Annotated in this window: 12 protein-coding genes; 4 read left to right on the forward strand and 8 right to left on the reverse strand. The window is 55.3% G+C overall.

Translation table 11 applies throughout. From position 1 onward, the window contains the following. Positions 1-206 precede the first annotated feature (206 nt). A complete protein-coding gene (gene rutR, locus ACSOSI_RS09810) occupies positions 207-881 on the forward strand; it encodes an HTH-type transcriptional regulator RutR (RefSeq protein WP_476706989.1) in 675 nt (224 codons plus the stop codon). A gap of 43 nt (positions 882-924) precedes the next feature. Here rutR and cycA read toward each other — a convergent pair whose 3' ends face one another. Next, the gene (cycA, locus tag ACSOSI_RS09815; RefSeq protein ID WP_026142302.1) at positions 925-2,325 is read right to left on the reverse strand and encodes a D-serine/D-alanine/glycine transporter; all 1,401 of its coding nucleotides are present in this window, start codon (positions 2,323-2,325) and stop codon (positions 925-927) included. A gap of 688 nt (positions 2,326-3,013) precedes the next feature. After that, positions 3,014-3,508, reverse strand: a complete 495-nt coding sequence (locus tag ACSOSI_RS09820; protein WP_261276929.1) for a DedA family protein — start codon at positions 3,506-3,508, stop codon at positions 3,014-3,016. Positions 3,509-3,664: 156 nt separating this feature from the next. Here ACSOSI_RS09820 and ACSOSI_RS09825 point away from each other — a divergent pair, with 156 nt between their 5' ends. Further along, complete coding sequence (locus tag ACSOSI_RS09825) at positions 3,665-3,964, forward strand: putative quinol monooxygenase (RefSeq protein ID WP_012006252.1); 300 nt, start codon at positions 3,665-3,667, stop codon at positions 3,962-3,964. Positions 3,965-4,069: 105 nt separating this feature from the next. Here ACSOSI_RS09825 and ACSOSI_RS09830 read toward each other — a convergent pair whose 3' ends face one another. From ACSOSI_RS09830 to ACSOSI_RS09850, 5 genes are read right to left on the reverse strand one after another with little or no spacing between them, the layout of a single operon-like run. After that, positions 4,070-4,792, reverse strand: a complete 723-nt coding sequence (locus ACSOSI_RS09830; RefSeq protein WP_476706990.1) for an enoyl-CoA hydratase-related protein — start codon at positions 4,790-4,792, stop codon at positions 4,070-4,072. Next, the gene (locus tag ACSOSI_RS09835) at positions 4,785-5,957 is read right to left on the reverse strand and encodes an MFS transporter (protein ID WP_153857252.1); all 1,173 of its coding nucleotides are present in this window, start codon (positions 5,955-5,957) and stop codon (positions 4,785-4,787) included. Before ACSOSI_RS09835 ends, ACSOSI_RS09830 begins: the two co-directional genes overlap by 8 nt. Continuing rightward, positions 5,954-7,165 (reverse strand): 5-aminolevulinate synthase, encoded by a 1,212-nt coding sequence (gene hemA / locus ACSOSI_RS09840; RefSeq protein WP_017892359.1) that lies wholly within the window; start codon positions 7,163-7,165, stop codon positions 5,954-5,956. The genes ACSOSI_RS09835 and hemA overlap by 4 nt, the downstream gene beginning before the upstream one ends. Before the next feature lie 15 nt (positions 7,166-7,180). Continuing rightward, positions 7,181-8,392, reverse strand: a complete 1,212-nt coding sequence (locus ACSOSI_RS09845; RefSeq protein ID WP_476707265.1) for an acetyl-CoA C-acyltransferase — start codon at positions 8,390-8,392, stop codon at positions 7,181-7,183. Positions 8,393-8,401: 9 nt separating this feature from the next. Further along, positions 8,402-9,931 (reverse strand): 3-hydroxyacyl-CoA dehydrogenase NAD-binding domain-containing protein, encoded by a 1,530-nt coding sequence (locus tag ACSOSI_RS09850; protein ID WP_476706991.1) that lies wholly within the window; start codon positions 9,929-9,931, stop codon positions 8,402-8,404. A gap of 347 nt (positions 9,932-10,278) precedes the next feature. Between ACSOSI_RS09850 and ACSOSI_RS09855 the strand changes: the two genes are divergently transcribed. Continuing rightward, a complete protein-coding gene (locus ACSOSI_RS09855; protein WP_261276932.1) occupies positions 10,279-10,995 on the forward strand; it encodes an autoinducer binding domain-containing protein in 717 nt (238 codons plus the stop codon). A 177-nt stretch (positions 10,996-11,172) separates the two neighbouring features. After that, entirely contained in the window at positions 11,173-11,601 is a 429-nt protein-coding gene (locus ACSOSI_RS09860) for a universal stress protein (protein WP_012006259.1), read from the forward strand. Positions 11,602-11,647: 46 nt separating this feature from the next. On the opposite strand, the gene ACSOSI_RS09865 is transcribed toward ACSOSI_RS09860, so the two are convergent. Further along, the gene (locus ACSOSI_RS09865; RefSeq protein WP_476706992.1) at positions 11,648-12,661 is read right to left on the reverse strand and encodes an Ldh family oxidoreductase; all 1,014 of its coding nucleotides are present in this window, start codon (positions 12,659-12,661) and stop codon (positions 11,648-11,650) included. Positions 12,662-12,668 lie beyond the last annotated feature (7 nt).

The following is a 12,668-nucleotide window of genomic DNA, read 5'->3' on the forward strand; positions in this document are numbered from 1 at the left end:
TTGCAAAGGCGGTGCCAGTTTTTAAAATGGTTTATTTATCAATGGATTATTTTTATTTCGTGATTTTCATGTTGAGCGAGTGGTCTAAAACAGACCATTTGGTCAAAACGGCATGCACAAAAAACAGGCGTAACTGCTCATTAAAGGTGCAGAAAATCACTCGGAAGGGGTAGGTAAAAGCGTGGGTTTCACCTAATGGCTTTGTTATGCTGGCCAAAATCTGGCTGTGCCAAGGAGCTGTAGTGAAGCCACAAGCCGTTAAACCCCCTACGCGTCGCTCGCGTGCGGTAGCCGCAAAACGTAGCGCTATCTTGAATGCGGCACTGGAGTTTTTTTCGCTGTACGGTATTCATGGCACCAGTCTGGACCAGGTGGCAGAACGTGCCGACGTGTCCAAAACCAATCTGCTGTATTACTTCCCCTCCAAAGAAGCACTGTATCTGGCGGTGCTGAAAGATATTCTCGACGTCTGGCTGGCACCATTGAAGGCGCTGCGCGCCGATCAGGAGCCCCTGCAGGCGATTCGCGAATATATCCGCCTGAAGCTTGAGGTATCTCGCCAGCACCCGCAGGCCTCACGGCTGTTTTGTCTGGAGATGATCCAGGGGGCGCCGTTGCTGAAACAAGAGCTGCAGGGCGGGTTGAAGGCGCTGGTGGACGAGAAGTCCGCGATGATTGAGCGCTGGATTACACAGGGCCATATCGCGGCGGTAGAGCCGCACCATCTGATCTTCATGCTGTGGGCAACCACTCAGCACTACGCAGATTTTTGGGTGCAGGTGGAGGCAGTGACCGGCAGGACCCTGGACGATGAGGCGTTTTTTCAGCAGACGGTGGAGAACGTGCAGCGGGTGATTATCGAGGGTATTCGGCCGCGCTAGGCGGATGAGAGCAGGGGGATAGCGAACTATCCCCCGGGGAATGTTAAGCGGTTTTCTTTTTGCGCAGGAACACGTAGGACAGACCGAGCACCACAAACCACAGCGGCGTGACGATCAGCGCCTGACGGGTGTCTTCGCGCAGCGTCAGCAGCACCAACACAAAGGCGAAGAACGCCATACAGACCCAGCACATCAGTTTGCCGGCCGGCATCTTGTAGATCGATTTCTGGTGCAGCGCCGGGCGTTGCTTACGGTAAACCAGATACGAGCACAGGATAATGGTCCAGACAAACATAAACAGGATCGCCGAGACGGTGGTTACCAGCGTGAAGACCGTCATCACGTTCGGGATCAGGTAAATCAGCACCACGCCACCCAACAGGCAGATACAGGAGAAGGTCAGGCCGTTAGCCGGCACCGCCCGCTTGGACAGGTGGGCGAACGACTTGGGTGCATCGCCTTCCTGCGCCAGACCGAACAGCATACGGCTGGTAGAGAACACGCCACTGTTGGCGGAAGAGGCGGCGGAGGTCAGCACCACAAAGTTGATCACGCTGGCCGCCGCAGGCAGGCCAATCAGCACAAACAGTTCTACGAACGGGCTTTTGTCGGCGACCACGGAACTCCATGGCGTGACCGACATAATCACGATCAGGGCGAACACGTAGAACATGATGATGCGGATAGGAATCGAGTTAATCGCGCGCGGCAGCACTTTTTCCGGGTCTTTGGTTTCAGCCGCGGTGGTGCCCACCAGCTCAATGCCGACAAAGGCGAACACCGCAATCTGGAAGCCGGCGAAGAAGCCGCTGATGCCTTTCGGGAACATACCGCCGTCATTCCACAGGTGTGAGAACGACGCGACGGTGCCGGTTGGTGACTGGAACTGCATGGCGATCATCACCAGCCCGGCGATGATCAGCCCGACAATGGCGACGATTTTGATCATCGCGAACCAAAATTCCATCTCACCAAACATCTTCACCGTCGCCAGGTTCAGGCCCAGCAACAGCAATATGCACAGCAACGAAGCGATCCACTGTGACAGTCCGGGGAACCAGAACTGTGCGTAGGCGGTGATCGCCACCACGTCGGCAATACCGGTGACCACCCAGCAGAACCAGTAGGTCCAGCCGGTAAAGAAGCCGGCCCAGGGGCCGAGCAGATCGGCGGCGAAATCGCTGAAGGATTTATATTCCAGATTGGAGAGCAGCAGCTCGCCCATGGCGCGCATCACGAAGAACAGCATAAAGCCGATAATCATGTACACGAAGATGATCGAAGGCCCGGCCAGGCTAATGGTTTTGCCGGAACCCATAAACAGACCCGTACCTATGGCACCGCCGATGGCGATCAGTTGAATATGTCGGTTAGTTAGGTTTCGGCGTAGATGATCTTCTGATTCTGGCGCGGCCTCTGCGGCTATTTTAGAGTGATCTACCATCTGATGATGTCCTGTTTTACCTGTCATGAGTGAAATAGTGAGCTCTGAAGTGGCTCTTTTTTATACGATTATCTGGTTGTGCCAGATTTAGTAAGGTAGTGCAATAACGCCACCTTTGTGCAACATGTTTACAACATTTATGCGAGGGATAAAAGTCGATTGTTCTTTACACTGCGGAGGCAAATCGGACGTCTCGGGGGCGGAAGATTACTCTGGGTCTGGCCAGATTAACAGCCCTGATGCGACTTATCTTGTTGATAAAACAGAGGGTTAAAAACATCGCATGAGAAAAACTAATGGGTGTAAGCGTTTGACATTCGGGGCTAGCAGTGAAGAGGTCGACGAGTAAGGTCGTAAGCTCGGCGGGAAGTGCTCTGGGGGGGTAATCAATTGATTACAAGGCTGGCTTGCGTATTACTTATCAACCAAATCAATTTGTTAGCGGTTTTTTTTCTTCAGCGTTTTTTAAGAATAATACTTAATTGAGACTCGTCCCACAAAAATGGCATCCTTCCGGCGTGAATATTCAGTTAAGTGATCTGACGCAGGCTGGGCCTATTACTACTCCATTTATCGCGATGACCAAGAGCCGATCCCCTGCAAAATTGATAATGGGATCCCGGTGCTTCTTCAGAGCTGCTATAGGCGCGCGGGCTACCCGGAGTTCGAAAGCCAGAGGCCAGGTGGTTCAAAACACCCGGCTAACCAACATCAACCCCACCGCCCATATTCCGGCGGACAGCGCGCTGGCGCAATAAACCTGCCTGAGCGGCAGTGCAATGATGCCAGCGACCAGTGGTACGGTGTAGCGCATTACCGCCAAAAAACGCGACATAAACAACAGCACCCACCCTTTATGCTGCAATGCGGATTTTGTTTTGAGCAGTGCCTGCCGGTATCGGGTCGGCAGCCACTTTCCGGGTTCGCGTTGGCAGAACAGTGCGCCACAATGGAAGGACAAAACGGAACCGAGCAGGGCGCCCAGGGTAATCGCCGCCCAGACATGGACGTCGGGGAGCATGCTTTTACCGGCGACGATGCCCAGCATCAGCGTGACCGAAGCCGGTGGCAGCAGCGAAGAAATAAAAATCACTGACTTTCCCAGCGAAAATAAAAAGATAATCAACAGCAGGAATTCAGGCTCCGGGCTGTATTTGGCGATAATTTGTGTGAGTTGTTCCATCGGCCACCTGTGAAAATGTATCCTCTGGTGACCAGTGTCCCATTCGTAACTTCAATAAATGGTCAATTAGGTTTTGTTAACTGAATAGGTTCATCCTGATGAGATTGGGTGGTTACCCATGGTGATGCGCCTGAGATAAAAACAAGGAAGGTAACAATGTTAAAAGTGATTGCTGAAGATTTTATCAAGCTCGATTGTGTTGAAACGGTGATGCCGTTGTATCAGGAACTGGTGGAGAAAACCCGGCAGGAGCCACTTTGTCTCTCCTATGAGTTGTTTATCGATCACCAGGATGCTGGGCATTTTATTTTTGTCGAGGAGTGGCCCGATCGCGCCGCGCTGGACGCCCATTGCCAAACGGAACACTTCAGGCGTTTGGTGCCCTTGATCAATCAGCACCAGAGTAAACCCTGTACCTTCCTGTTTATGCAGCCTTTTTCCGCCGTAAAATCCTAATCAGCAAAAAAAAGCCCCGCAGAGCGGGGTTAATGGCTTCTCAAGCACTGTCTTGTAGTGATTAAAAATTAGACTGCGAATGATTGCCATTCACTAAGAATGTTCTTAAAAGGATTTGGCCGCGGCCTGGCGCACCCGCTCCACCCAGCCTTGCTGATAGTCAAAGGAAGCGGCTTCATGCCGGTTCAAACCTTGGCGGACGATGGCCTTCACCGCCTGACTCGCCAGCGGATTTTTTTGCGCAATCTGCCGGGCGAGAATCAGTGCCTCCTCGTGTGCGCTACCCTCACTGATGCGGGAAATGGCACCCTGTTGCCAGGCTTCCTGCGCGCTGATGATTCGGCCGGTCAGTAACCACTCGAGAGCGATATAGGGTGAGATGCGCGCCGGCAGCCGTGAACAGCCCCCCTGTGCGGCAATCAATCCCAGCCCGGTTTCCGGGAAACTGAACTGTGCGCTGTGGCTGGCGACGATCAGGTCGCAGGCCAGCGCTATCTCGAAACCGCCGCCGAAGGCGATGCCATCTACTGCGGCAATAATCACCTTGGTGAGCTGGGCATGCACCAGACCGCCAAATCCTCCCGGTTCGACCACCGGCAGCTCTCCCTGCTGGAAGGCCCGGACGTCCATTCCGGCGGAAAACACTTGCGGCAAGCCGGTCAGCACTATCACCCGAACGGCATCATCCTGTTCGGCCCGTTGCAGATAGCCCTGGATCAGTTGCGCCATCGCCAGATTGATGGCGTTCTTTTTTTCCGGCCGGTTCAGGGTAATCACGGCAATGCCGTCATTTTGCTCATACCGCACCGGGAGGGGCAGATCACTCATTGGCTTTTTCCCCCTGGAAGAAAAACAGCGTCAGCAGCAGGGCGATAGCCCCCAGCGGCAGCGAGAACAAGGGGAGATAAAAGGCCGGTAGCGCATACAGCGTCAGGCCACCCAGCATGCCACCCGCCGCGATGCCGGCATAGAGTACCGAGCTGTTGAGTGAAACGGTCAGTGCGCCAAAGCGTTTGGACAGCGACAACAAGTGGTGCTGGATCGGCACCAGATACATCCAGCCGGTAATGCCCCAGACCAGAAAGATCGCCAGTACCCACCAGGGGGAGCTGACGTAAAAGGCCAGCAGGAACAGCGAAACGGTTTGCACCGATACCGAAAACAGCAGCACAAACTTGCTGCCGAAGGTATCGGTCAACAGGCCGGAAACGAAGTTACCGATAACGGCGCCGATACCGAACACCAGCAGCGCAATCGGCAAAATGGCCTCCGGGCCAAACTGGGTGTTTTTCAGCAATACGCTCACGTAGCTGTAAACGATATGCTCGGAACAGACGGCGAAAAAGGTAATCAGCAGGGTGGTCAGCACCGCTTTTTGCCGCAGCGGAGCAAGCCGCTCCTTCAGCGTATGTTTACCCGGTGCCGCGATGGTGCTCAGCGCCAGCGAAAGCCCCAGCAGTGAGACCGCGCCCAACAGGGCGATCAGCAAAAATATTTCTCGCCAGCCGATCAACTTTGCCAGGAAGGTGCCGAAGGGAATGCCAAGGGCGATGGCCAGCGTCATGCCGCCGTAAACGATAGATATCGCCAGCCCGCGACGCTTTTCCGCCACCAGCCCAACCGCGGCGGCTGCGGCCTGCGGCGTATAGCAGGCCGCGCCCAGCGCCGCCAGCACCCGCCCGGCAGACATTTGCAAAAAACTGTCGGCATAGGCACAGACCAGATTACCGGCGATAAATAACACCAGGGCCAACTGCAAAATATGTTTGCGATTGAGGTTCCCCAGCAGCCAGGCGGTCAGCGGGGCAAACAGCATATAAGCCAGGGCAAATACCGAGATTAACTGCCCCGCTTGCGCGGGGCTGACGGCAAAGGTGCCGGATATCTCGTCGAGGATACCGGCGACAATAAACGCGTCGGTCCCGATGGCAAAGGTACCGGTCGCCATCAGACACAGCGTAAGAAAATGGCCGTTATAGTCCGTCAACTTCATCCTGCTCTCCGTAACTGATTGGCAGCCCAAACTTTGCTTAACGCCGCCAGGAAATATTCCACGTCCTCATGAGTATGGGCAGAGGTCGGCGTAACGCGCAAACGCTCGCTACCGGCCGGTACCGTTGGCGCGTTCACCGGCTGCACGTAAATATCGTACTCGTCGAGCAGTTGCTTGCTGATGTGCTTGTTGCGGTGTGGATCGCCGACCAGCACCGGCAGAATGTGGCTGTCCTCCGAAACCAGCGGAATGCCGGCGTCGCGCAGGCCGGACTTCAAGTGGTCGATGATCGCCAGCAGATGCTTGCGCTGATTGTCATGCTCCAGGTTGTATTTGAAGCTGGCCAGCGCGGCCGCCACCACCGGAGCCGGGGAGGAGGTGCTGAAGACAAACGCCGGCGACCAGCTACGCACCGCTTCAACCACCACGCGGGGGGCGGCGATGTAGCCACCGGCAGCGCCGTAAGATTTGCCAAAGCCGCCCTGGATAATGGTGATTTTGTCCAACAGGCCAAGTTGTTCGGCATAGCCCAACCCGCGATGACCGTAAACGCCGGCAGAGTGGATCTCGTCCAGATAGGTCAGCGCCTGATATTTCTCAGCCAGTTCCACAATTTGCGCCAGCGGCGCAAAGTCGCCGTCCATTGAATAAAGCGACTCGAAGGCGATCAGTTTGGGCCGATGCGGGTCGGCGGCCTGCAGCAGCTCGGCCAGATGGGCCACGTCATTGTGGCGGAAGATCTTTTTCTCCGCCTTGCTGTAACGGATGCCGTAAATCATCGAGGCGTGGTTCAGCTCATCGGAAAACACAATCAGATCGGGAATGGCATCACACAGGGTGGACAAGGTGGCGTCATTGGCACCGAAGCCGGTGGTAAACAGCAGCGCCGACTCTTTGCCATAGGCGCTGGCCAACAGGGTTTCCAATTCACTGTGATAGACAGAAGTGCCGGAAATGCTGCGTGCGCCGCAGGTGCCCAGCCCGACGCGGTTCACCGCTTCGGTGGTGGCCAGAATGACTTTAGGGTGATGGCTCATCGCCAGATAGTCATTGGAGCACCAGACGTTCAGACGGCGCTCACCGCCCTGACCGTGGCTGGTGGCCCAGGGTTTGTCCAGCACGCTGCGTTCCAGATTGAGGAACTCACGGAAGCGGCCCTGTCTTTTGGTTTCGGCCAGTTTTTCTTCAAGAATGTTCAATACGCTCATACGGAATTCCTTGCATTAGAGGGCTTTAATGACCAATGAAACACCCTGGCCGACACCGACACACATTGTCACCAGCGCATGGTTTAATTGCCGGGTATGCAGCTCCAGCGCGCTGGAAAGCACCAGTCGCGCGCCGGACATGCCCAGCGGATGCCCAAGGGCGATGGCTCCGCCGTTGGGATTGACCCGCGTATCCTTGAAGTCGATACGCCAGCTTTGCAGCGTCGCCAGCACCTGGGCGGCAAACGCCTCATTAATTTCAATCACGTCAAAATCGTTCAGGGTAAAGCCGGACCGCGCCAACAGCCGATCGGTGGCGGCGACCGGGCCAATTCCCATCAGCGAAGGGGCGACGCCGGCGCTGGCGCTGTCACCTATCTCCGCCAGCGGCTGCAGCGACTTGCGTTTCACATAGCGGCCGCTGGCCAGCAACAGCACCGCAGCACCGTCATTGATGCCGGAGGCGTTGCCGGCGGTGACCGAGCCGTCGGGGGTAAAGGCCGGTTTCAGCGCCTGCAATTTTTGCAGCGTGGTCTGACGCGGGAACTCATCCTGTTCGAAGGTTTTACGGGTTTTACGGTCGGCCTGGACCTCAAGCGGCGTTATTTCCCTGGCCAGGCGACCATTTTCGATCGCCCGCCAGGCCTTCTGCTGCGAGGCCAGGGCAAAAGCATCCTGATCGTCGCGGGATATCCGGTACTGCTGCGCGACGTTCTCCGCCGTTATGCCCAGCGGATCGCTGCCATAGCGCTGTGCCAACTGCGGATTGATAAAACGCCAGCCCAGGGTGGTGTCGTAGAGTTTTACCCCCTTGTCGAAAGGCGTTTCACTTTTGCCCATCACGTAAGGCGCGCGGCTCATGCTTTCCACACCCCCGGCCAATACCAGATCGCTGAGGCCGCTTTTTATTTTTGCGCTGGCGTAGATCACCGCATCCAGCCCGGAAGCACACAAACGGTTAAGGGTAATCGCCGGCACTCGCTGATCCAGACCGGAGAGCAGCGCTGCCATCCGGGCCACGTTACGGTTGTCTTCTCCGGCCTGATTGGCGCAGCCGAGGATCACCTCATCAATATCCGCTTCGGTTTCGGGATGTCGTTGCAGCAGCGCCCGGATAATCGAGGCCGCCATATCGTCCGGACGAGTTAACGCCAGGCTACCGCCATAGGCGCCAATAGCCGTGCGCGTGCCGTCGATCAGATAGACTCCATCGTCTTTAATCGTCATCATTTTTCCTTAGGGCGCGACGGCCAGCTCTGGTCGGGGGGTATTGAGCAAAGAGTAATGCGGGTAATAGCGGGCGGAATGCAGCAGTTGCGCCATATTGTCCAGCGTCGACTTCACGTTTTTTTGCCCAAGCTGCGCTAGCCAGCTAAAGATGCCATCGGCATAGTTAACGCCGGCCACCGCGGCGATATCGATGTCCGCCCGGCTGCAAACCCCGCTCTCCACCATAATCACCGACTCATTGATCAGGCTGCTCAGGACGCGGGCGACAATCAGGCCCGGGGAGTCTTTAATAAACTCCACCTGCGGGATCAACGTTTGCAGCAGCGTCAGAAACAGCGCTTTATTGGCCGCGCTGGCATCCTGGCTGTGGGCCGCCGCCAGATAGGCGGTATCGGCGTAGTTGAGCGCGGCGTCGATCACGAAGGTATCGAGTTCGGTCAATTCAGCCAGCAGATTGGCGGTGCGGCCATCGGTAATTTTGATGGCCATTGCGTCATTCACCCGGATAAAGCGGCCCAGCGTTGGCTGTTCCGATTGGCGATTAATCTGCACCCTTGGCCAGAGCGCCAAAGCGCGCTGTTGCAACAGGTCGAACAGGGGATGTTCACCATAAAAATTCAGTGAGGTCGGCGTGCCGCTGCCTGCGTCGGCGGAGCTGGGTGTGGCGGAAGAGGGGGTAAAAAAGGATCGGCCGTTTTTCTTCCCCAGCAGCCCGGCATCCACCAGCGAACGTTGCAAATGGCCGGGGGTATAGCGGGGGTCGTACTGCATGTCCTGCCAAATCTGGCTGCTGACCTGATAGTTAATATCCTGGCCGATAAAATCGGTCAGCTCTAAAGGTCCCATGCGAAAGTGGCCACCGGCCTTGAGTGCGCGGTCGATCTGCGGCGCCAGCGCCACGTTCTCTTCCAACAGCCGGAACCCTTCCAGATAAAAAGGTCGCGCCATCCGGTTGACGATAAAGCCCGGCGTGGCTTTGCAGACCACAAACTGTTTGCCTATCGCCGTCACCAACTGCTGGCAACGCAGGCTGGTGGCCCGGCTGGTAAAGTAAGACGGAATAATTTCGATCAGTTTCATCAGCGGGGCCGGATTGAAGAAGTGCAGGCCGATAAACCGGGCGTTATTTTCGACGCCTGCCGCCAGCTTATTCAATGACAGCGATGAGGTATTGGTGGCGATAATCGCCTCTTTTTTCACCGTGGCCGCAATCGCCGCGAGGATCTCATGCTTGGTTGCCTCATGTTCCGCGATGGTTTCAATCACCAGGTCGCTGTCGGCAATAGCCTCGAAAATAGGAGAGAAAACCAGATTGGCCAATATCTCGCCTTTTTTCTGCGGGCTTATTTTTCCGCCGTTTATTTTCTTATCCAGGTCACGAATAATATAGTCCCTGGCCTGATTCAGATTATTACCGCTACGATTATAAAGCAGGGTTCGTATGCCGTTTTGCGCCAGAAGATAGGCAATACCTCTGCCCATGGTCCCGGCACCAATAACAGCGACCGAATGGATTGCTGAATTATTCTCTGCCATAAAAATCCCCGTGAGTATTTTTCCGCCTTGCGAAATTCGCAAATGCTTATAATTTATTCGGATTTAAAAAGCACCAGGTGCCTATGGCGAAGGTAATGGGCATAGCTGCCAGTGTCTAACGGTAGAAGTGACAGGTTTACAATAAATCGGCTTTATGTTATTCGCGTAATTTCCGCTATTAATGCCATTTAAAGGCGTTATTTATTAATATCCGAGCAGGCATAGCTGTTTTTGATATAGGCATGGTACTTTTTATACTATGAAACGGCTGTTGCCGCTCCGGGCCCTCCACTATAGTTAACCTTACTTATCGATAACCCGGTGTGGCCTTCTGGAGAACCTGTTTTATGGACACCCACCTTCAGCCTTTGATGGATGCCTTACTGACCAGTCAGCCAGACCGCGAGGTTTTTTTAAGCCAGCTGGCACCCTGTGCCCAAGCTTTGGGTTTTGAATACTTTTCTTACACGGTCTTTTCCTGCTACCCGGCCAGCCGACCCAAAATGCTGATAGAGGGCAATTTCCCCGAGTCCTACCTGGAGGACTATCGCAAGCTGCGGGTCTACCTGCAGGATCCGGTGATTGAGCAGGCCCACCACTCTACGCTGCAATTTTACTGGGACGAACATTTCTACCAGGACAAGCCAGAGCTGTGGTGGCGTATGGCCCAGTTTGGTATTCGCGAAGGCTGGTCGCAGTCGGTCAAGGATTGCTATGGTCGGTTGGGCATTCTCACCTTTGCCGGAAAAAGCATTCCCGTTCAGTCACCACAGGCCAGCGCACGTAACGAAACCTTTTTCCTGTGGTTGGCGCAGATGGTTCATAAAACGCTGCGTGAAGCATTAATCTCGGTGAACGACGAGGCAATCAAAGATGTGCTGACGCTGCGCGAAAAAGATATTTTGCGCTGGTGCAGCGAAGGTAAAACCTCGGAAGAGACCGCTCTGCTAATGGGGCTGAGTGAGCGGACGGTGAATTTCCACATTGGCAATTCGATTAAGAAGCTGTCGGTAGCCAATAAAACCGCCGCCACGGCGAAGGCGGTGTATTTACAGCTTATTTAACCCGGTTTGAAATAGTTAATCGGCTAGCCGTTAGAAATGTGATGTTTATATTTTGTTAACTAAAGAATTATCCTAACCAGTATTCACCGCCGATCACAAAAGCGCGAGAAAGCATTTCACCCTTATCCTTCCCGGCAGTACCCTGTAGCTACCAAGGTTACATAGAAGGGATGTGATATGTACAAGACCATATTAGTGCCGATAGATATTGAAGAAGATCTGTTGACCGAGCATGCGCTGGAGCATGTTGAGTACCTGGCGAAAATATCCGGTGCCAAAGTGCATTTCTTCCATGCGCTGCCGGATGCTTCGGCATTCGTTACCGCTTATTCTTTCGGTATCAAGGAATTTGAGAATCAGGCGGAAGTCAAAGCGGTAGATAAGCTCAAGAAGATCATGTCGGAAATCGACATTCCCCTGGATCGTCTGGATTACACCATCAGCTTTGGTTCACCGCGCGATGAGGTACTGCAGCTGGCGGATGAGATTGGAGCCGATCTGATCATCATCGGCTCGCGTCGCCCGAGTGTAAAAACCTACCTGCTGGGTTCCAACGCGGCGGCCATTGTGCGCCACGCCAATATCTCGGTGATGGTGGTCAGATAATCTTTTCAAATCAGGCCCGCAGTATTGAACTGCGGGCCTGTCTCATTCAGCGGCAGAGCGCCACAATCTCGTCATACAGCGTCTGCGGCAAGCTAATGCCGTGCTGCTCACTGTACTGTCGACGCTCAAAACGCCGTTCCCCCGGAATACGCGCCCCTTGCTCTTTCATATCCGCGAATAAGGTTTCTGCCCTGGCCAAATGTGCCGCCTTGTCCGCCCCCAGAAAACGATCGGGATCCATCGCGATAATCAGCTCGCCGCCGTAAGGGGAGGAGCCGGTCTGCCGATCGTAGGCCAGCGACTCCTTACTGGTCATATCGCCAATCAACGGCCCGGCGATCAGCTCCACCATCGCCGCCAGCGCTGATCCCTTATGCCCGCCAAAGGTCAGCATCGCCCCCTGCAACACGCTGGACGCATCGGTGGAAGGCTCCCCTTGTTGATCGATGCCCCAGCCCGGCGGCAGCGGCGTACCGGCACGGCGATGCAGCTCGATTTCACCGCGTGCCGCCGCGCTGGTGGCCATATCGAAAATAAAGGGCGGGCGCTGCGGGCGCGGCCAGCCGAAGGCAATCGGATTGGTACCAAACAGCGGCCGGGTTCCTCCAGCCGGCGTGACCCAGGCATGGCTGGGGGTACAGGCCAGTGCTACCAGGCCCCGATCGGTCAGGGGTTCGATATCGGCCCACAGCGCCGAGTAATGTACACAGTGATTAATCGCCAGTGCAGCGATGCCGTTGGCGCGCACCTTATCGATAAACGCCGGCAGCGCGGTACGGTAGGCCAGCAGCGAAAAAGCATCGTGAGCATCCACCCGCAAGATCGCCGGGGCTTGATCGATAATCGTCGGGAGTGCCTCGGCGGATACCTTGCCGGCCAGCAGCGAACGCACGCAGCCAAGTACCCGATACAAACCATGCGAGGCGCAGCCGTCGCGTTCACCGGCCGTCACATTCTGCGCGACGGCATCGGCATGTTCGGCACTGAAACCGTTGCTGCGCAATGCGCGCAATGCTAATTCATAGGCTTCTTTCAGCGTCAGACTCTGGGTTTGCGTCATTACATAT

The organism is Serratia sp. AR11 (assembly GCF_056376275.1).